The sequence below is a fragment of the Falsirhodobacter sp. 1013 genome (genome assembly GCF_051195255.1).
Taxonomy (GTDB): Bacteria; Pseudomonadota; Alphaproteobacteria; order Rhodobacterales; family Rhodobacteraceae; genus Falsirhodobacter.
In genome coordinates this window covers 80,181-99,769 of sequence record NZ_JBNJLK010000010.1, presented here as the reverse complement: position 1 = coordinate 99,769, position 19,589 = coordinate 80,181, and the positions used below count along the sequence as shown (strand labels likewise).

The following is a 19,589-nucleotide window of genomic DNA, read 5'->3' as shown; positions in this document are numbered from 1 at the left end:
TTGGCGCAATGGTGGGGGCGAAACGAAAAGCGCCACGCCCTTTCGGACGTGGCGCGGGTGACGGGATCGGTCCGGCGTCAGGCCTTCACGAAGTCCAGCAGGTCCTTGTTCAGCACGTCGGCGTTCACGGTCAGCATCCCGTGCGAGAACCCGGGATAGGTCTTGAGCGTGCCATTCCGCAGCAGCGTGATGGCCTTGCGGGCGGCGGCGTCGATCGGGACGACCTGGTCATCCTCGCCGTGCAGCACCAGCGTGGGGACGGTGATGGCCCGCAGATCCTCGGTCTGGTCGGTTTCGGAGAAGGCCTTGATCCCGTCGTAATGCGCCTTGGCCGAACCCGTCATCCCCTGCCGCCACCAGTTCTGGATCACACCCTCCTGCACCGCAGCACCTTCGCGGTTGAAGCCATAGAAGGGGCCCGCCGGCACGTCGCGGAAGAACTGGGCGCGGTTGGCGGCCAGACCGTTGCGGAAGCCGTCGAACACCTCCATCGGTGTGCCTTCGGGATTGGCGTCCGTCTTCAGCATCAGGGGCGTCACGGCGGACACGAGCACTGCCTTGGCCACGCGTCCCGCCGGCTGGCCATATTGCGCGACATAGCGGGCCACCTCGCCGCCCCCCGTGGAATGGCCGATATGGACGACGTTGCGCAGGTCCAGCGCTTCCACCACGGCCGCGGCGTCGGCGGCGTAGTGGTCCATGTCGTGCCCATCCGAAACCTGCGCCGAACGGCCGTGCCCGCGCCGGTCATGGGCGATGACGCGGAAGCCCTGCCCGACGAAGAACAGCATCTGCGCGTCCCAGTCGTCCGAGGACAGGGGCCAGCCGTGGTGGAACATGATCGGCTGGGCGTCCTTCGGACCCCAGTCCTTGAAGAAGATGTCGGTGCCGTCGGCGGTGAGGATCGTGGGCATGATATGTTTCCTTTTCATCTGAGCGGGTTGCGTGTCTTCGATGAGGAAAGGCTATGGCACTTGCCCGCCGTTGCCAAGGGCAATAATCATCACGAATGAGTTGCATGGAGTGAAACAATCGGGATGAACAACTACAAGGCGCTCCGCACCTTCCTTATGGCGGCCGAGAAGAAGAGCTTCGCGCAGGTCGCCCGCGAGCTGGACATGACCCCGGCCGCCGTGACCCGCGCCATCGCCGCGCTGGAGGAGGATCTTGGCGTGCAGTTGTTCGTGCGCACCACGCGGCAGGTGTCGCTGACGGCGGATGGGGCGGTCTATGCCGCGCAGATCCAGCCCGCCATGCAGGCGCTGGACGCGGCGCGCCGTGACGTGATGAACGCCCACAAGTCCGATCAGGGCCGCCTGCGGATCAGCGCGCCCACCTGGCTGGGCAAGACGGTGCTGCCGCCGATCCTTGGCGCCTTCCGCGACCTTTATCCGAAGATGTGCTTCGAGATTTCGTTGTCGGACGGCCTCGTGAACATCGTGGACGACGATTACGATCTGGCGATCCGGATCTCCTCCTCCCCTTCGGACAAGTTCACGATCTGGCGCAAAATCTGCGTCATTCCCCGCATCCTCGTGGCCGCGCCCGGAAGCCGCTTTATCGGCATGAAGCACCCGAACGAACTGACGCCGGACGAATGCCTCGCCTATAGCGGCGAAAGCCGGCGCGAGACGTGGAACCTGTCCGACGGCGGGTCGTCGATCACGCTGTCGGCGGGCCGCGCCTTCAGCGCCAACAGTGGCGAGGTCCTGGCCGACATGGCCGCGCAAGGCATGGGCGTGACGCTTCTGCCGGGATTCAACATCGTGGAGCATATCCGCTCGGGGCGGCTGGTGCACGTCTTCCCCGGCTGGACCCCTCCGGACCTTTGGCTGACGCTCTACTACCCGCCCTACCAGGCGCTTCCGCCGCGCGTCGCGACCTTTTCCAAGTTCTTCGAACAACAGGTCCCGGCCTATGTGATCGGGGAGTTCTGATCGGATTCGTCGCCGACCCGGGGCGCTGTTGCTTCCAAGGTCAGCACTCTGGGCGGCCATGCAACCTTAATGATATAAAATCAAACGCTTACAACCCATGCGTGAGCGCCACACCTGACGTTTGTATAGAAATCGGGCAAAGCGTTTCGAAAAAGCCTCAGTCCCGCGGCGATGATCGTGAAAATTACATTAAAGCTTTATACACGAAGGACAATCTGGGAGGGCCGAGGCGAATGAACGCCACTTGATCTGAACGAGGGGACTCCGAGGATGAGCACCAACACCGACGCCAACGCCGCCACCACGCTGAACCAGACCCTTGCCGGCACCACGAGCGCCGACACGCTGACCGGGGGTGGCGGAAACGACACCATCACGGGGGGTGCGGGCAACGACGTCCTTGCAGGCGACGCGCCCCAGACCGGGCAGTGGACCTACAAGCTTTACAACTACGACTTCAGCTCTGCCAACGGACAGGCGCCGCAGATCGCCTCGGGCACCCTGGCCGGCGAAGGCTATGTGAACGGGTTCAACGTCGACGCGCTGGCCAGGCTGACCCGCGGCACCACGACCGATCCCGATGATTTCGGCGTCATCTACACCAGCACGCTGAACCCGACGGTCTCCGGCACCTACACTTTCTCCACCTCTTCGGATGACGGCTCGCGGATGATCATCCGCGACGCGTCGGGCAACGTCGTTCCGTTCACGAACGCCGGCAGCACGGTGACGGGCTATCTGGACAACGACTATCACCAGGGCCTGACCCAACGCTCGGCCACCATCAACCTGCAATCCGGCGTCAAGTACACGATCGAGATCCAGTATTGGGAAAACGCGGGCGGCAACAACCTGTCGGCCACGGTGACGCCGCCCGGTTCGACCACCGCGACCGACCTCGCCACCAGCTCGCTCATCGGCGTTCCGCCCGTCACGACGGCGGTGGACGGGGCCGACAGCCTGTCGGGCGGTGACGGTAACGACACGCTGATCGGCAATGGCGGCAACGACACCCTTCTGGGCGAGGCCGGGACGGACAGCCTGTCGGGCGGCGACGGGAATGACAGCCTGTCCGGCGGCGCGGCCAACGACACACTGAATGGCGGCCTGGGCGACGACACGTTGTCCGGCGGGGCCGGTGCCGACTCGATCAACGGCGGCGCGGGAACCGACACGGCCACCTATGCCGACGCGACGGCGGCCGTGAACGTCAACCTGGGCACGGGCAGCGCGACCGGAGCCGATCAGGGCACGGGCGACACGCTGACCCAGATCGAACGGGTCATCGGCTCCGACTATGCGGACACGCTGACGGGCAGCACCGGCGCGGACATCCTGCTGGGCGGCCTTGGCAATGACACCATCACCGGCGGGGGCGGGGCGGACACCCTCGGGGGCGGGGGCGGCAGCGACACCATCGTCGTGACCAACCTGGCCGGTGCCCGCACCATTGCAGGCGGCGAGGATACGGGCACCGACACCTCGATCGACACGCTGGACACCTCCACCATCACCACCGGCGCGACCGTCCAGTTCACGGGCAGCGAGGCCGGAACCTTCACCGCCGGCAATGCCACCGGCACCTTCACCCAGATCGAGCGGCTGAATCTTGGCAGCGGCGCGGACAGCGTCAACGGGGCCAGCGCCACGACGGGCTTCACCGCCGTCGGCAATGCCGGCAACGACACGCTGATCGGCGGCACGGGCGCGGACGTGCTTCAGGGCGGCGACGGCAATGACAGCCTTGTGGGCGGCGCGGGGGCCGACCGGATGATCGGCGACGCCGGCAACGACACGATCACCTTCGCCCGTGGCGACCAGGCTACGGGTGGCGTGGGCCGGGACGTCTTCACGCTGAACGACGTGCTCGATAACACGCAGAACACGGCGGACGCCTCGATCACCATCGATGGCGGCACCTCCTCCGACGCAAACGGCGTGGCGGATGTGGACGTCTTGGACCTGAGCGCGAACACCGGCTGGCGCAACGCGCCCAGCTCCACGACCGCCGGTTCGGGGACGATCACGCTTTCGGACGGGACGACCATCACCTATTCCGGAATCGAACAGATCATCTGCTTCACCCCCGGCACGCTGATCCGCACCTTGGGTGGCCTTCGCGCGATCGAAACGCTGAAGGCCGGCGACATGGTGGTGACCCGCGACGCCGGGTTGCAGCCGATCCGCTGGATCGGCACGACCACCGTGGCCGGAACGGGGGCCTTCGCGCCCGTCCGCATCCGTCGCGGCGCCCTGCCGGAGTTGACGGCCGATCTCCTCGTCTCTCCCCAGCACAGGATGCTGATCGAAGGCTACCGAGCCGAGTTGCTGTTCGGGGACCGAGAGGTGCTGGCCTCGGCCAAGCACATGGTGGACGACAAGCATGTGACGGTGGAGGAGACGGGCAGCGTCACCTACATCCACATGCTGTTCGACGAACATCAGATCGTGTTCGCCAACGGCGCGGCGGCCGAAAGCTACCACCCTGCCAGCTATGGGCTGGGCGGCCTGGTCGAGGAGGCGCGCGAGGAGCTGTTCGCGATCTTCCCGGAACTGCGCGCCATGCCCGAAGCCTATGGCAAGACCGCGCGCCGCGCGCTGAAGGTGTTCGAGGCGCGGGCCCTCGCCTGGTAACCGTCATGGAACGCCGCGCCGACCCCTCGGCGCGGCGTTCCGCTTTGCGGGCTGGTGCGCGCCGTCCCCTGTGCTAGCGTAAGCCGTTGGCATCGAAGGGGGTCGGGATGAAGGTCATCGTAATCGGCGCGGGGATCGGCGGGTTGTGCGCCGGGCTGGCGCTGCGCCAGCTGGGCCATGACGTGTCCGTGTTCGAGAAGGTGACCGAGATCCGCCCCGTCGGTGCGGGGCTGTCGCTGTGGCCCAACGGCATCCTGTGCCTGAACCATCTGGGGCTGGAGGAGGACGTGAAGGCCCTTGGCGGCCGGATGGACACCATGGCCTATGCCGACGGACCGAGCGGCGAGGTCCTGACCCGGTTCTCGCTCGATCCGCTCTATCAGGGCTCCGGCGCGCGGGCCTATCCGGTGTCGCGGGCGGGCTTGCAGACCATGCTGATGGACCGCTTCGGCCATGACGGCATCCGCCTTGGCGCGGCCCTGCGGCAGGTGACGGAAACGGCAACCGGCGTGCAGGCCCGCTTCACCGACGGTACCGAGGTGGAGGGTGATCTGCTGATCGGGGCCGATGGCGCCCATTCGCTGGTGCGCGAACATATCCTTGGCCGGAAGCTGGACCGGCGGTCGGCGGGTTACACCAACTGGAACGGCCTGATCCCCGCCGACCCGGGGATCGCGCCGGTGGACGGCTGGACGACCTTCGTGGCGGAAGGCAAGCGCGCCTCCGTTATGCCGGTGGGGGAAGGGCGGTTCTATTTCTTCTTCGACGTACCCACCGCCCAGCACAGGGGCGCGACCGCGGATCGGGTGGCCGAGCTGCGCCGGCATTTCGGCCATTGGTCCGCCCCGGTGCAGCGCATGCTGGACGCGATCACCTCGGTCAACCGCGTGGACATCCACGACATCGACCCGTTCGACAGCTGGGTGAAGGGCCGCATGGTCCTTCTGGGCGATTCCGCCCACAACACGACGCCGGATCTGGGGCAGGGCGCCTGCATGGCGATGGAGGATGCGGTCGTTCTTCAGCGGATGCTGGCGGATCACGCCGACCTGCCCACCGCGCTGCGCCTGTATCAGGAATCCCGTGCCCCCCGCGCCCGCGATCTGGTGCTGCGCGCCCGCGACCGCAGCGACGTGACCCACGGCATGGACCCCTCCGCAACCGCCGACTGGTATGCGGGGCTGCGCGGCGACACGGGTGACGGCATCCTGCGCGGGATCCAGAAGACGGTGGATGGCGGGCCTTTCGCATTCCGCCCGTGACATGGGCAAAAGGGGCCGTACCCGCCTGTTTCGCAGGCGGCGGCCGAAACTTCGCGAATGCGCGTCCGGCGTCCATTCCCCTCCCCCAAGGGATGGGAAAGAACGCGAAGGTTCGCCCCCCGCAAACAATCCGTGACCGGGGGACGGCTTCCGAGTTAGACTTCCGCAGGACCTGCCTTACGCCGCATCGGGCAGGCCCGCGGGCCGGACCTTCCGGCGCACCGAAAAAGACCGCGGCGGGTTGATCGAATGGAGATCGCGTTTCACCTGAACGGCGCGCCTGTCACACTGGACGTTTCCCCCACCCGAACCCTTCTGGACTGGCTGCGCGAGGAACGCGGCCTGACCGGCACGAAGGAAGGCTGCAACGAAGGCGATTGCGGCGCCTGCACGGTGATGGTCACGGATGATTCCGGCCCCCGCGCCCTGAACGCCTGCATCCTGTTCCTGCCGCAGCTGCACGGAAAGTCCGTCCGCACGGTGGAAGGGCTGGCCGCCCCCGATGGCCGCGCGCATCCCGTGCAGGCGGCGATGGTGGCCTGCCATGGCAGCCAGTGCGGCTTCTGCACGCCGGGCTTCGTGATGTCGATGGCCTGCGCCCATGCCACGGGGCGGACGGATCATGACGACGTGCTGGCGGGCAACCTGTGCCGCTGCACCGGATACGCCCCCATCGTCCGCGCCGCCGAACAGGCCGCCAAGGAACCGAAGGTGGATTGGCTGGACACGCCCCGCCCACCCGCGCCCGCCCTGCCGATGCGCCCCGACAGCAGCGACGCCCTCGCCCACCTGTACGCATCCCACCCCGACGCGACGCTGGTCGCCGGGGCCACCGATGTCGGCCTGTGGGTGACGAAGGCCCTGCGCGACGTGTCCCCCGTCATCTTCCTGAACGGCGTGTCCGACCTTCAGCGGATCGAGCGGGAGGGCGACACCCTCCGCATCGGCGCCGGCGTCACGGTGGAGGCGCTGCGTCTGGCCACCCGCGACAGCCACCCCGCGCTGGCCGAGCTCTTGCGCCGCTTCGCCTCGCCCCCCGTGCGCAACGCCGCGACGATCGGCGGCAACATCGCCAACGGATCGCCGATCGGGGACGGGCCGCCCGCGCTGATCGCGCTTGGCGCGGTGCTGCACCTTCGGCGGGGCGACACCCGCCGCACGATGCCGCTGGAGGACTTCTTCCTCGACTACCGCAAGCAGGACCGGCGGGAGGGGGAGTTCGTGGAGGCCGTCACCCTTCCCGCCCACGCGCCCGACCTGCGCTGCTACAAGGTGTCGAAGCGGTTCGATCAGGACATCTCGGCCCTGTGCGGCTGTTTCGATGTGACGGTGGCGGGCGGGATCGTGACGCAGGCGCGGATCGCCTTTGGCGGCATGGCGGCGACTCCGAAACGGGCCAGAGCGGTGGAGGATCACCTGCTGGGCCAGCCCTTGTCCCTTGCCACCGCGACCGCTGCCCCCTTCGCGCAGGACTTCACCCCGCTGACCGACATGCGCGCCAGCGCCGACTATCGCCTGACCGTGGCGCGGAACCTGCTGCTGCGATACGTGCACGACCGCCTCGGCCGGCCGGTTTCCGTGCTGGAGGTGCAGCCATGATCGGCAAGCCGCTGCCGCATGACGCGGCCCCCCTGCATGTCAGCGGTCAGGCCCGCTATGTCGATGACATCCCCCTGCCGCAAAATACCCTGCACCTCGCCTTCGGCCTGTCCACCATCGCGCATGGGGTGGTGACCGCCCTCGACCTGTCCGCCGTCCGTGCGGCACCCGGCGTGGTGGAGGTGATCGCCGATCTGGATCCGATGCCCGACTGTTCCCCCTCCACCCATGACGAGCCGTTGTTGGCGGGCGGGACGGTGATGTATCTGGGCCAGCCCCTGTTCCTTGTGGCCGCGACCAGCCACGGGGCGGCGCGCCGGGCCGCGCGGCTGGCCGGTGCCGACTATCACGAAAAGCCCGCCATCCTGACGGTGGACGAGGCGCTGGACGCGGGCAGCCGGTTCGAGGATGGACCGGTGGTCTGGCAGAAGGGCGACATGTCCGCCCTTGCCGCCGCGCCCCATGTCATCGAAGGCCGGATGGAGGTCGGCGGGCAGGAGCATTTCTATCTGGAAGGCCAGATCGCCCTTGCCCTGCCGCAGGAGGACGGGGGCATGGTGATCCACGCCTCCACCCAGCACCCGACGGAAATCCAGCACAAGGTCGCCCACGCCCTCCACCTGCCGATGAGCGCGGTGCGCGTGGAGGTGCGGCGCATGGGCGGCGGTTTCGGGGGCAAGGAAAGCCAGGGCAACGCCCTCGCCATCGCCTGCGCCGTCATGGCCCACCGCACCGGTCGTCCCTGCAAGATGCGCTATGACCGCGACGACGATATGATGATCACCGGCAAGCGTCACGACCTGCGGATCGAATACCGCGCGGGCTTCGACGGCGACGGCCGCATCCGGGGGGTGGAGTTCCGGCACCTGTTCCGCTGCGGCTGGTCGCAGGACCTGTCGCTGGCCGTGGCGGACCGCGCGATGCTGCATGTGGACAACGCCTATTTCCTTCCGGCTGTCCGCGTCGAAAGCCACCGGCTGCGCACGCACATGCAATCAGCCACCGCCTATCGCGGCTTCGGCGGCCCGCAGGGCGTGCTGGGGATCGAGCGCGTGATCGACCACATCGCCCACAGCCTGCGGATGGACCCGCTGGAGGTGCGGCGGCGCAACTTCTACCGCGCGATGGGCAAGGCCCCCGACCCCGAGCCCCAGCGGCTGGAGAAGGTGGAGACGGAGGCCGACCTGACCACCCGCGGCGCCGAGGGGATCGAGCGGCCCGCCCCGCGCCCCGATCCGGGCACCGCGCAGACCACCCCCTATCACATGCCGGTGGAGGATTTCATCGGGCATGAACTGGTGGCCGAACTGGCGAAACGGTCCGACTATGACGCGCGCCGTGCCCGCATTGCCGCATGGAACGCCGACAACCCGATCCTGAAACGCGGCATCGCGCTGACGCCGGTGAAGTTCGGCATCGCCTTCACCCTGACCTGGCTGAACCAGGCGGGGGCGCTGGTGCACATCTATCAGGACGGCTCGGTCCAGCTGAACCATGGCGGGACAGAGATGGGGCAGGGCCTGTTCCAGAAGGTCGCGCAGGTGGCGGCCGGTGTGTTCGGGATCGACGTGGCGGATGTGCGGATCACGGCAACGGACACGGGCAAGGTGCCCAACACCTCGGCCACGGCCGCGTCGTCGGGGACCGACCTGAACGGCATGGCGGTGAAGGCCGCCTGCGATACGCTGCGGGCGCGGCTGGCCGGATTCCTGGCCGAACGCCATCAGGCCTGCCCGGAAGATGTGCGCTTCGCCGCCGGCCGCGTGCGCGTCGGGGGCGAAGGCTACACCTTTGCCGAGGTGGCGGCGCTGGCCTATCAGGCACGGGTGTCGCTGTCGGCCACCGGCTATTACGCCACGCCCAAGATCACGTGGGACCGGCTGCGTGGGCAGGGGCGGCCGTTCCTGTACTTCTCCTACGGTGCGGCGGTGACGGAGGTGGTGATCGACACGCTGACCGGCGAAAACCGCATCCTGCGCACCGACATCCTGCACGACACCGGCCACAGCCTGAACCCCGCGCTGGACATCGGCCAGATCGAAGGCGGCTACGTGCAGGGCGCCGGCTGGCTCACGACCGAGGAGCTGGTCTGGGACGGGAAGGGCCGGCTGACGACGCACGCGCCCTCCACCTACAAGATCCCGGCCTGTTCGGACAGGCCGCGCGATTTCCGCGTGCAGCTGTGGGACCGCCCGAACCCCGAAGACACCGTGGGCAAGTCCAAGGCCGTGGGGGAGCCGCCCTTCGTTCTGGGCATCTCCGCCTTCTTGGCGCTGTCGGACGCGGTGGCGGCCTGCGGGGACGGGACGCGCTATGTCGCGCTGGACGCGCCCGCGACGCCCGAACGCATCCTTCAGGCGGTGGGGCGGCAGCGTGGCTGAGGTCGGGTTCGACATCGAAGGGCTGCGCCGCGCCGTCGCCCGCCACGGCCGCGTCGCCCGCGTGGTCATCGCCGCGCATCAGGGCTCGTCCCCGCGCGAGGTGGGGGCGGCGATGCTCGTCTGGGCCAACGGGACCAAGGGCACGGTCGGCGGCGGCGCGCTGGAATGGGAAGCGATCCGCATGGCCCGTGCCGCCACGGCCACGCGGCTGGAACGGATGCCGCTGGGGCCGAAGCTGGGCCAGTGCTGCGGCGGCGCCGTGACCCTGTTGGTGGAGGTGTTCACCGAGGTGACGCTGACCGGCCCCGTCATCGCGCGCGGGGAAGGGGAGATGCCGCTGCCCGTCCGCCGCATCCTGACGCAGGCGCGCAATCAGGGCGTCCGCCCGAAGCCCCAGCTGATCCAGGGCTGGATGGTGGAGCCTGTGGCCGAAGCCGACCGTTCCCTCTGGATCTGGGGCGCGGGGCATGTGGGGCGCGCGGTGGTCGGCGTGATGGCGCCCTTGCCGGGATTCGCCGTGATGTGGATCGACACCGCCCGCGACCGGTTTCCGGACGTGATCCCCGACGGGGTGTCGCCGCTTTGGGCGCCGGACCCGCTGCGCTTCGTGCCCCACGCGCCCCCGCAGGCCGAGCATCTGATCCTGACCTATTCCCACGCGCTGGATCTGGAGATCTGCCATGCTTTGCTGCGCCACGGCTTCGGCTGGGCGGGGCTGATCGGATCGCAGTCGAAGAAGGTCCGTTTCGCCCGCCGCCTGCGCGCCCTGGGGCAGGACCCGGACCGCATCACCTGCCCCATCGGCGACCCGGCGCTTGGCAAGCATCCGCAGCAGATCGCGGTGGGGGTGGCGGCGCAGCTGATCCCCCGGCGCGCGGCCCCTTGCCAGCGGGCGGGCCGCCCATCAGACATGCAGAACCACGGTGAATGAGGAAGGTGCCAACATGACAACCCACACGGATCGCGCGGGCCTTCAGGTCGCCGTCCCCTTGGCCGAGTTCGTGGAACAGCGCCTTCTTCCCGGCCTGCCCATCGGTGCGGACGCCTTCTGGTCCGGCCTCGCCCGTCTTCTGGCCGAGCTTGCGCCGGAAAACCGAGAGCTTCTGGCCGTTCGCGACCGGATGCAGACCGAGATCGACGGCTGGCTGAAGGCCCGCCGCGACCGCGACTGGGACGCCGCCGCGTGGGAGGAGTTCCTGCGCGAGATCGGCTACCTCCTTCCCGAAGGGCCCGAGTTCAAGGTGGACACCGCCCCCTGCGATCCCGAGATCGCGACGCTGGCCGGCCCGCAGCTGGTGGTGCCGGTGATGAACGCGCGCTTCGCGCTGAACGCGGCGAACGCGCGGTGGGGCAGCCTGTACGACGCCTTCTATGGCACCGACGCGCTGCCGGGTGCGCCGGAAGGCACCGGCTATGACGCGGCGCGTGGGGCGGAGGCGGTGGCGGCCGCCGCGCACTTCCTGGATCAGGCGGTGCCGCTGGTGGGTGGATCGCACGCCAACGTCACCTCCTACGAGGTGAAGGACGGCGCGCTGCTGATCGACGGGGGCGCGCTGACGCTGGCCGATCCGGCGGCCTTTGCGGGCCACGGGCCGCAATCGGTGCTGCTGCGCCACAACGGGCTGCACATCGAACTCGTCTTCGATCCCATGCATCCGGTGGGCGCGGCCAGCCCCTCGGGCCTGCGCGATGTGGTGGTGGAGGCGGCGCTGACCGCCATCCAGGACTGCGAGGATTCCGTCGCCGCCGTGGACGCCGCCGACAAGGTGCTGGCCTATGACAACTGGCTGGGCCTGATGAAGGGCGATCTGGCGGAAACCTTCCAGAAGGGCGACCGCGCGGTGACGCGCCGCCTGAACCCCGACCGGACCTTCACCGCGCCCGACGGCGGCACCCTGACCCTGCCGGGGCGCGCGGTCCTTCTGGTGCGCAACGTCGGCCACCTGATGACCACAGACGCCGTGACCCTGAACGGAAAGGAGGTGCCGGAAGGGCTGCTGGACGCGCTGGTCACCGTCGCCGCCGGGATGCACGATCTGGCGAAGACGGAGGGCCCCCGCAACTCCCGTCACGGCAGCATATACGTGGTGAAGCCCAAGATGCACGGCCCGGCCGAGGCCGCCTTCGCCGACCGCACCTTCGTCCTGGTGGAGGACATCCTGCACCTGCCGCGCGGCACCGTGAAGCTGGGCCTGATGGACGAGGAGCGCCGCACCTCGGTCAACCTGCGCGAATGCATCCGCGCGCTGAAGGGCCGGATCGCCTTCATCAACACCGGCTTCCTCGATCGCACGGGGGACGAGATCCACACCCTGATGCAGGCGGGCCCCGTCTTGCCGAAGGCGGAGATGAAGGACGCGACCTGGCTGGCGGCCTATGAAAACGGCAACGTCGATGCGGGGCTGGCGACGGGCCTGAACGGCAAGGGCCAGATCGGCAAGGGCATGTGGGCCAAGCCCGACAACATGGCCGAGATGCTGGCCGCCAAGATCGGCCACCCGACCGCCGGTGCCAGCACGGCTTGGGTGCCGTCCCCCACCGCCGCCGTGCTGCACGCGATGCATTACCATCAGGTGGACGTGGCCGCACGGCAGGAGGAGCTGACATCCCGCACCCGCGCCAGCCTTCAGGCCCTGCTGACCCCGCCCTTGATGGGTCCCCGCAACCTGTCCGAGGAGGTCATCGCGCGGGAGATCGACAACAACTGCCAGTCCATCCTCGGCTATGTCGTGCGGTGGGTGGATCAGGGGATCGGCTGTTCCAAGGTGCCCGACATCGACAACGTGGCGTTGATGGAGGATCGGGCCACGCTCCGCATCTCGGCCCAGTTCCTGGCGAACTGGCGGATGCACGGGCTGATCACCGACGCGCAGATCGAGGACAGCCTGCGCCGCATGGCCGTCACTGTGGACCGTCAGAACGCGGGCGATCCGGCCTATCGCCCCATGGCACCCGGCTATGACGGCCCCGCCTTCAAGGCCGCGCGCGACCTGATCCTGCAGGGCGCCACCCAGCCTTCGGGCTATACCGAGCCGTTGCTGCACGCATGGCGCCGCACCGCGAAGGAGGTTGCATGACCCGCCTGACCACCCACGTGCTGGACACGGCCCTTGGCCGCCCCGCCGCCGGCGTCCGGATCGAGCTTTGGGCCGAGACGCGGCTGGCCGAGGCCGTGACCAACGCCGACGGCCGCACCGACGCGCCCCTGGCGACCGATCTGCCGACGGGCGCGTATGAACTGCGCTTCCACGCGGGCGATTACCTGCGGGCGACGGGGCAGCCGTACAGTTTCCTCGACCTGATCCCGATCCGCTTCAAGGTGGGGGAGGGGGCGCATTACCATGTGCCGCTGCTGCTGTCGCCCTTCGCCTTTTCGACCTATCGGGGAAGCTGATGAGATACCCCCGCAACCTGTCCGGATATGCCGGAACGCCGCCCGACGCCGCCTGGCCCGGCGGAGCGAAGATCGCCGTCAGCCTCGTCCTGAACCATGAGGAAGGGGGCGAGAACTCCATCCTCCACGGTGATGCCGCGTCCGAGGCGTTCCTGTCCGACATCGCAGGCGCCGCCATGTGGCCCGGCGAACGCCACTGGAACATGGAGTCGATCTACGACTACGGCGCGCGCGCCGGTTTCTGGCGCCTGCACGACATCTTCACCGCGCGAGGCCTGCCCGTCACCATCTTCGGTGTGGCCACAGCGCTCGCCCGCAGCCCCGAACAGGTGGCCGCGATGAAGGAAGCGGGGTGGGAAATCGCGTCGCACGGCCTGAAATGGGTCGAACATCGCGGGATGGAGGAGGCGGAGGAGCGCCGCCAGATCGCCGAGGCCATCCGCCTGCACACCGAGGTTGTGGGCGAACCGCCGCGCGGCTGGTACACGGGCCGCTGTTCGGCCAACACGGTGCGGCTGACGGCGGAAACGGGGGCGCTCGACTGGATCTCCGACACCTATGACGACGACCTGCCCTATTGGCGGGAGGTGGGCGCGCGCGACCAGCTTGTCCTGCCCTATACGCTGGAAGCGAACGACATGCGCTTCGCCACCGCCCCCGGCTACATCACCGGAGAGCAGTTCTTCCAATACCTGAAGGACGCCTTCGACACGTTGTGGGACGAAGGCGACGCCGGACGTCCCAAGATGATGTCCATCGGTCTGCATTCGCGGCTGATCGGGCGGCCGGGCAAGGCCGCGGGGCTGATCCGCTTTCTGGATTACGCGCTGCAAAAGGGCGGCGCGTGGTTCGCGACGCGCGGAGAGATTGCGGCCCACTGGGCCGCCCAACATCCGCATGTGCGGCGCGAACGCCCCTCGCAGATGGACCGCGACGGGTTCGTGGCGCGCTTCGGCGGCATCTTCGAACATTCGCCCTGGATCGCGGAACGGGCCTTCGATCTGGAACTCGGCCCCGCGCATGACAGCGCGGGGGGCCTGCACAACGCCCTGTGCCGCATGTTCCGCAGCGCCGGCGACGCTGAACGGCTGGCCGTCCTGAACGCCCATCCCGACCTTGCGGGCAAGCTGGCCGCGGCGCAGCGGCTGACGGCGGACAGCACCGCCGAACAGGCGAGCGCGGGCCTTGACGCCCTGACGGACGATGAACGGGCGGAGTTCCAGCGCCTGAACGCCGACTACGTGGCCCGCCACGGCTTTCCGTTCATCATCGCCGTGCGCGACAACACGAAGGCCCAGATCCTCGACGCCTTCCGCGCCCGCATCGCCCATGACCGCGACACCGAATTCGCCACCGCCTGCCGTCAGGTGGAACGCATCGCCCTTCTTCGCCTGAAAGCGCTCCTGTGACACAGTACCACTTCCCCGCGGGCGGTTTGCCGCCGCAAACGCAGCTGATGACCGGCCGCGCCGTCTTCACCGACGCCTACGCCTTCATCCCGAAAGGCGTTTTTTCCGACATCGTGACCAGCTTCCTGCCGGGGTGGGAAGACACGCGCCTGTGGCTGATCGCCCGGCCGATGACCGGTTTTTCCGAAACCTTCAGCCAATACGTGATGGAGGTGGCCCCCGGCGGAGGCACCGACGCGCCAGAGCCGGAGGCGGGGGCGCAGGGCGTGCTGTTCGTGACGGACGGCAGCCCGACGCTGACGGTGGCCGGGCAAACCTACCCGTTGCGGGCTGGCCACTACGCCTACCTTCCCGCTGGGGTCGTGTGGACCCTGCGCAACCACGGCGACACGCCCGCCCGCTTCCACTGGATCCGCAAGATCTGGGACGGCGCCGGCCTGCCGCGCCCCGAACCGCTGATCCTGCTTGAGTCCGACATCGCCCCCACCCCCATGCCCGACACGAACGGGGCCTGGGCCACCACCCGCTTCGTCGATCCGGCCGATCTGCGCCACGACATGCACGTGACCATCGTCACCTTCCAGCCCGGCGGCGTCATCCCGTTCGAGGAAACGCATGTGATGGAGCACGGCCTTTACGTGCTGGAAGGGAAGGCCGTCTACAAGCTGAACAAGGACTGGGTGGAGGTGGAGGCCGGCGACTTCATGTGGCTGCGCGCCTTCTGCCCGCAGGCCTGCTATGCCGCGGGGCCGGGGCCGTTCCGCTACCTTCTTTACAAGGACGTGAATCGTCATGCGGGGCTGCGCCTGCGATGATCCGCACCGAGCCCCTGACTGCCGCCGCCTTCGCCCCCTTCGGCGACGTGCTGGACGCCTCCGGCACGCCGGACAAGATCATCAACCAAGGCCTCTGCGGTCGCTTCCATGACCGCGCGCGGCTGGAGGCGGTGGAGGGCCGGCTTGGCCTGTCGATCTTCCGGGCCGAGGCGCGGAGCTTCCCCTATCGGCTGGAGATGCTGGAGCGGCATCCGAACGGCAGTCAGGCCTTCATCCCCATGACGGAACATCCCTTCCTTGTCATCGTCGCACCGGATGCGGGGGGCGTGCCGGGGGCGCCACGCGCTTTCCTGACCGCGCCGCGTCAGGGGGTGAACCTGCATCGCGGCACATGGCACGGCGTGCTGACGCCGCTGCACGAACCGGGGCTGTTCGCGGTCGTGGACCGCATCGGCGACAGCCCGAACCTTCAGGAACACTGGCTGGACCAGCCCGTGTTCATCGACCAGGGACCAAGCGCATGATCGACCATCCCGCCGCCACCGAACTGCGCCGCAAGGGCGATTGGACCGATCCCGCCGACAAGGTGGTTCTGGATTACGAGGCGCGCTTCCTGCGGCGCAAACGTCTGATCTGCGCCTCGGGGCGCGGGGTGCTGGTGGACCTGCCCGAAACGGTCAGCCTCGATCATGGCGATGCGCTGATCGCGGGCGACACGGTGATCGAGGTGGCGGCCGCGCTGGAGCCCGTGCTGGTGGTGACGGGCGATCTGCCGCGTCTAGCCTGGCACATCGGCAACCGCCACACGCCCTGCCAGATCGAGCGCGATCGTCTGGTGATCCGGCGCGACCACGTGCTGGAAGGGATGCTTCAGGGGCTGGGCGCGACCGTCCGCCCCTCGATGGAACGGTTCTCGCCGGAAGGCGGCGCCTATGGCCACGGGCGGACCATGGGCCATGCCCACTGATCTTCTGCGGCTGGTGCAATGGCTGTCGCCGGCCTTTCCCACCGGCGGCTTCGCCTATTCCCACGGGATGGAGCAGGCGATCAACGACGGCGTGGTGAAGGATGCCGGCAGCGCGCAGGCGTGGATCGCGGACGTGCTGCGGATCGGCGCGGGCTGGTCCGACGCGGTGCTTCTGTCCCGCGCGCGGGACGGCGAGGATCTGCGCGACATCGCCCGCGCCCTCGCCCCCTCGGCCGAGCGGTTGCGGGAGACGGAGGAGCAGGGCGCGGCCTTTGCCGCCACGGTGACCGCGCTTGGCGTGCCGGTGGACCCGCAGCCCTTGCCGCTGGCGATCGGCGTGGCCAGCCGTTCGCTGGAGCTGACGACGGCGCAGGTAACAGCGCTGTTCCTGCACGGCTTTGCGGGCAACCTCGTGGCCTGCGCCACGCGCTTCGTGCCCTTGGGCCAGACGCCGGGGCAGCGGGTGTTGCAGGCGCTGCACCCCCTGATCGACGATCTGGCCGAACGGGCATCCACCGCCCCCGTGTCGGCCATCGCCTCGGCCAGCATTGCGGGCGATCTGGCCGCGATGCGCCACGAAACTTTGGATGTGAGGATCTTCAAGACATGAGCACCGGACCCCTTCGCGTCGGCATCGGCGGCCCCGTCGGCGTCGGCAAGACGACCCTGACCGAAAAGCTGTGCGCGGCGCTGGCCGACCGCTGTTCCATGGCCGTCATCACCAACGACATCTATACGCGCGAGGATGCGGAATACCTGATGCGCGCGCAGGTTCTGCCGTCCGAACGCATCCGCGGCGTGGAAACCGGCGGCTGCCCCCACACCGCCATCCGCGAGGATGCGTCGATCAACCTTGCCGCCATCGCCGAGCTGCGGCGGGCCTTTCCCGATCTGGATCTGGTGCTGATCGAATCTGGCGGGGACAATCTGGCAGCCACCTTCTCGCCGGAACTCGCGGACCTCACGATCTATGTCATCGACACGGCGGCGGGGCAGGACATTCCCCGCAAGCGGGGTCCGGGCGTCACCCGATCCGACCTGCTGGTCGTGAACAAGACCGACCTCGCCCCGCATGTCGGCGTGGATCTGGAGATGCTGGAGCGGGACACCCAGACCGCGCGCGGGGCGCGGCCTTACGTGATGGCGAAACTGCGGCAGGCCGAGGGGATGGAGGCGATCATCGCCTTCCTGCAACAGGAAGGCGGCCTGTCCCTGCGCTAGTACAGGAAGTAGCGCTGCGCGAGGGGCAACTCGGTCAGCGGTTCGCAGGTCAGGATCTGGCCGTCGGCCCGCACCTCGTAGGTTTCGGGGTTCACGCTGATCTCGGGGCGGGCATCGTTCAGGATCATGTCCGCCTTGCCGATGTCCCGCGTGCCCTTCACGGCCACGGTCTGCTTTTGCAGGCCAAGCTGGCCGCGCACATCCTCCTCCAGCCCCGCTTGCGACACGAAGGTGACGGAGGACGCGGTGCGCGCCCCGCCGAACGCGCCGAACATGGGCCGCGAATAGAAGGGCATCGCAGGGATGGACCCGTTCGGATCGCCCATCTGCGCCACGGCGATCATGCCGCCCAGCAGCACCATTTCAGGCTTCGCGCCAAAGAAGGCGGGGTTCCACAGCACCAGATCGGCGCGCTTGCCTTCCTCCACGCTGCCGATATGGGGGGCCATGCCGTGGCAGATCGCGGGGTTGATCGTGTATTTCGCGATGAAGCGGCGGACGCGCATGTTGTCGTTGTCGCCCGTCTCCTCGGCCAGACGGCCGCGTTGCAGCTTCATCTTGTGCGCAGTCTGCCAGGTGCGGGTGATGACCTCGCCCACCCGTCCCATCGCCTGACTGTCCGACGACAGGATCGACAGCGCGCCCATGTCGTGCAGGATGTCTTCGGCCGCGATCGTTTCGCGGCGGATGCGGGATTCCGCAAAGGCCACATCCTCGGGGATCGACCGGTCGAGGTGGTGGCACACCATCAGCATGTCCAGATGCTCCTCCACCGTGTTGGCGGTGTAGGGCATCGTGGGGTTGGTCGAGGAGGGGATCACGTTGGCCGATCCCACGACCTTCAGGATGTCGGGCGCGTGCCCGCCGCCCGCGCCTTCGGTGTGGAAGGCGTGGATCGTGCGCCCGCCGATGGCGGCGAGGGTGTTCTCCACGAACCCGCTTTCGTTCAGCGTGTCGGTGTGGATCATCACCTGCACGTCCATCTGGTCCGCCACCGTCAGGCAGCAGTCGATGGCGGCGGGGGTGGTGCCCCAATCCTCGTGCAGCTTCAGGCCGACGACGCCGGCGCGCACCATTTCCACCAACCCCTCAGGCCGGCTGGCATTGCCCTTGCCGGTGAAGGCGAGGTTCATGGGGAAGGCGTCCGCCGCCATCATCATGCGCCCGATATGCCAGGGGCCGGGCGTCACGGTGGTGGCCAGCGTGCCATGCGCCGGCCCCGTGCCGCCGCCCAGCATCGTCGTCATGCCGGAATGCAGCGCGTGTTCGATCTGGTCGGGGCAGATGTAGTGGATGTGGCTGTCCATCCCGCCCGCGGTCAGGATCCTGCCCTCGCCCGCGATCACCTCCGTTCCCGGGCCGATGATGATGTTGACGGCGGGCTGCGTGTCGGGATTGCCCGCCTTGCCGATCTTGTGGATCAACCCGTCGCGCAGGCCCACGTCGGCCTTGTAGATGCCCGTGTGATCCACGATCAGCGCGTTGGTGATGACGGTGTCCACCGCCCCGCCCGCCCGCGTGACCTGGCTTTGGCCCATCCCGTCGCGGATGACCTTGCCGCCGCCGAACTTCACCTCCTCGCCATAGGTGGTCAGGTCGCGTTCCACCTCGATGATCAGGTCGGTGTCGCCCAGCCGGACGCGGTCGCCCGTGGTGGGGCCGAACATGGCCGCGTAAAGCCCACGCGAAATCTCAACCGGCATCGAGCGTCCCCATGACCTGACCGTTGAAGCCCCAGACCTCGCGCGTGCCCCCAAGTGGCACAAGCTGCACCTCGCGCCGCTGGCCGGGCTCGAACCGGACGGCGGTGCCGGCGGGAATGTCCAGCCGGTATCCGCGCGCGGCGGCCCGGTCGAAGTCCAGCCCCCCGTTGGTTTCCGCGAAGTGATAATGAGATCCGACCTGCACCGGCCGGTCGCCCGTGTTCGCGACCATGATCGTGATGGCCGCCGCACCCGCGTTCAGCGTCAGGGTGCCCGCGGCAGGAAAGACCTCTCCGGGGATCATCC

17 protein-coding genes are annotated in these 19,589 nt (G+C 68.5%); 14 read left to right on the top strand and 3 right to left on the bottom strand.

Annotated elements, in window-relative coordinates:
* Nucleotides 1-77: 77 nt before the first annotated feature.
* Nucleotides 78-914: an alpha/beta fold hydrolase gene (locus ACSHZY_RS13885; RefSeq protein WP_435170075.1), complete on the bottom strand. Its 837-nt coding sequence runs from the start codon at nucleotides 912-914 to the stop codon at nucleotides 78-80.
* 123 nt (nucleotides 915-1,037) lie between these two features.
* Between ACSHZY_RS13885 and ACSHZY_RS13880 the strand changes: the two genes are divergently transcribed.
* The 14 genes from ACSHZY_RS13880 to ureG all read left to right on the top strand — a co-directional run bounded on the left by ACSHZY_RS13880 (nucleotide 1,038) and on the right by ureG (nucleotide 17,580).
* Nucleotides 1,038-1,937, top strand: a complete 900-nt coding sequence (locus tag ACSHZY_RS13880) for a LysR family transcriptional regulator (RefSeq protein ID WP_435170073.1) — start codon at nucleotides 1,038-1,040, stop codon at nucleotides 1,935-1,937.
* A 270-nt stretch (nucleotides 1,938-2,207) separates the two neighbouring features.
* The gene (locus ACSHZY_RS13875; protein ID WP_435170072.1) at nucleotides 2,208-4,571 is read left to right on the top strand and encodes a Hint domain-containing protein; all 2,364 of its coding nucleotides are present in this window, start codon (nucleotides 2,208-2,210) and stop codon (nucleotides 4,569-4,571) included.
* 107 nt (nucleotides 4,572-4,678) lie between these two features.
* Nucleotides 4,679-5,833, top strand: coding sequence for an FAD-dependent urate hydroxylase HpxO (gene hpxO / locus ACSHZY_RS13870; RefSeq protein WP_435170071.1), 1,155 nt, complete (start codon nucleotides 4,679-4,681; stop codon nucleotides 5,831-5,833).
* A 249-nt stretch (nucleotides 5,834-6,082) separates the two neighbouring features.
* Entirely contained in the window at nucleotides 6,083-7,432 is a 1,350-nt protein-coding gene (locus tag ACSHZY_RS13865) for a xanthine dehydrogenase small subunit (protein WP_435170069.1), read from the top strand.
* Nucleotides 7,429-9,813 carry a xanthine dehydrogenase molybdopterin binding subunit gene (gene xdhB, locus ACSHZY_RS13860; RefSeq protein WP_435170068.1) on the top strand — a complete coding sequence of 795 codons (2,385 nt, stop codon included), beginning with the start codon at nucleotides 7,429-7,431 and terminating at the stop codon, nucleotides 9,811-9,813. Before ACSHZY_RS13865 ends, xdhB begins: the two co-directional genes overlap by 4 nt.
* Complete coding sequence (gene xdhC, locus ACSHZY_RS13855) at nucleotides 9,806-10,744, top strand: xanthine dehydrogenase accessory protein XdhC (RefSeq protein ID WP_435170067.1); 939 nt, start codon at nucleotides 9,806-9,808, stop codon at nucleotides 10,742-10,744. Before xdhB ends, xdhC begins: the two co-directional genes overlap by 8 nt.
* A gap of 13 nt (nucleotides 10,745-10,757) precedes the next feature.
* On the top strand, nucleotides 10,758-12,890 hold the full coding sequence (locus tag ACSHZY_RS13850; protein ID WP_435170065.1) for a malate synthase G: 2,133 nt from the start codon (nucleotides 10,758-10,760) through the stop codon (nucleotides 12,888-12,890).
* Nucleotides 12,887-13,207, top strand: a complete 321-nt coding sequence (uraH, locus tag ACSHZY_RS13845) for a hydroxyisourate hydrolase (protein ID WP_435170063.1) — start codon at nucleotides 12,887-12,889, stop codon at nucleotides 13,205-13,207. Before ACSHZY_RS13850 ends, uraH begins: the two co-directional genes overlap by 4 nt.
* Nucleotides 13,204-14,616: an allantoinase PuuE gene (gene puuE / locus ACSHZY_RS13840; protein WP_435170155.1), complete on the top strand. Its 1,413-nt coding sequence runs from the start codon at nucleotides 13,204-13,206 to the stop codon at nucleotides 14,614-14,616. The genes uraH and puuE overlap by 4 nt, the downstream gene beginning before the upstream one ends.
* On the top strand, nucleotides 14,613-15,431 hold the full coding sequence (locus tag ACSHZY_RS13835; protein ID WP_435170061.1) for a bifunctional allantoicase/(S)-ureidoglycine aminohydrolase: 819 nt from the start codon (nucleotides 14,613-14,615) through the stop codon (nucleotides 15,429-15,431). Before puuE ends, ACSHZY_RS13835 begins: the two co-directional genes overlap by 4 nt.
* Nucleotides 15,428-15,916, top strand: coding sequence for an ureidoglycolate lyase (locus ACSHZY_RS13830; protein WP_435170059.1), 489 nt, complete (start codon nucleotides 15,428-15,430; stop codon nucleotides 15,914-15,916). Before ACSHZY_RS13835 ends, ACSHZY_RS13830 begins: the two co-directional genes overlap by 4 nt.
* A complete protein-coding gene (locus ACSHZY_RS13825; RefSeq protein WP_435170058.1) occupies nucleotides 15,913-16,359 on the top strand; it encodes an urease accessory protein UreE in 447 nt (148 codons plus the stop codon). The genes ACSHZY_RS13830 and ACSHZY_RS13825 overlap by 4 nt, the downstream gene beginning before the upstream one ends.
* Nucleotides 16,349-16,969 carry an urease accessory protein UreF gene (locus ACSHZY_RS13820; RefSeq protein ID WP_435170056.1) on the top strand — a complete coding sequence of 207 codons (621 nt, stop codon included), beginning with the start codon at nucleotides 16,349-16,351 and terminating at the stop codon, nucleotides 16,967-16,969. Before ACSHZY_RS13825 ends, ACSHZY_RS13820 begins: the two co-directional genes overlap by 11 nt.
* Nucleotides 16,966-17,580 (top strand): urease accessory protein UreG, encoded by a 615-nt coding sequence (gene ureG / locus ACSHZY_RS13815; protein ID WP_435170054.1) that lies wholly within the window; start codon nucleotides 16,966-16,968, stop codon nucleotides 17,578-17,580. The genes ACSHZY_RS13820 and ureG overlap by 4 nt, the downstream gene beginning before the upstream one ends.
* Here ureG and ureC read toward each other — a convergent pair.
* A complete protein-coding gene (ureC, locus tag ACSHZY_RS13810) occupies nucleotides 17,577-19,283 on the bottom strand; it encodes an urease subunit alpha (RefSeq protein ID WP_435170052.1) in 1,707 nt (568 codons plus the stop codon). The genes ureG and ureC overlap by 4 nt on opposite strands.
* Nucleotides 19,273-19,587, bottom strand: a complete 315-nt coding sequence (locus ACSHZY_RS13805) for an urease subunit beta (RefSeq protein ID WP_435170050.1) — start codon at nucleotides 19,585-19,587, stop codon at nucleotides 19,273-19,275. Before ACSHZY_RS13805 ends, ureC begins: the two co-directional genes overlap by 11 nt.
* Between the last annotated feature and the right edge of the window lie 2 nt (nucleotides 19,588-19,589).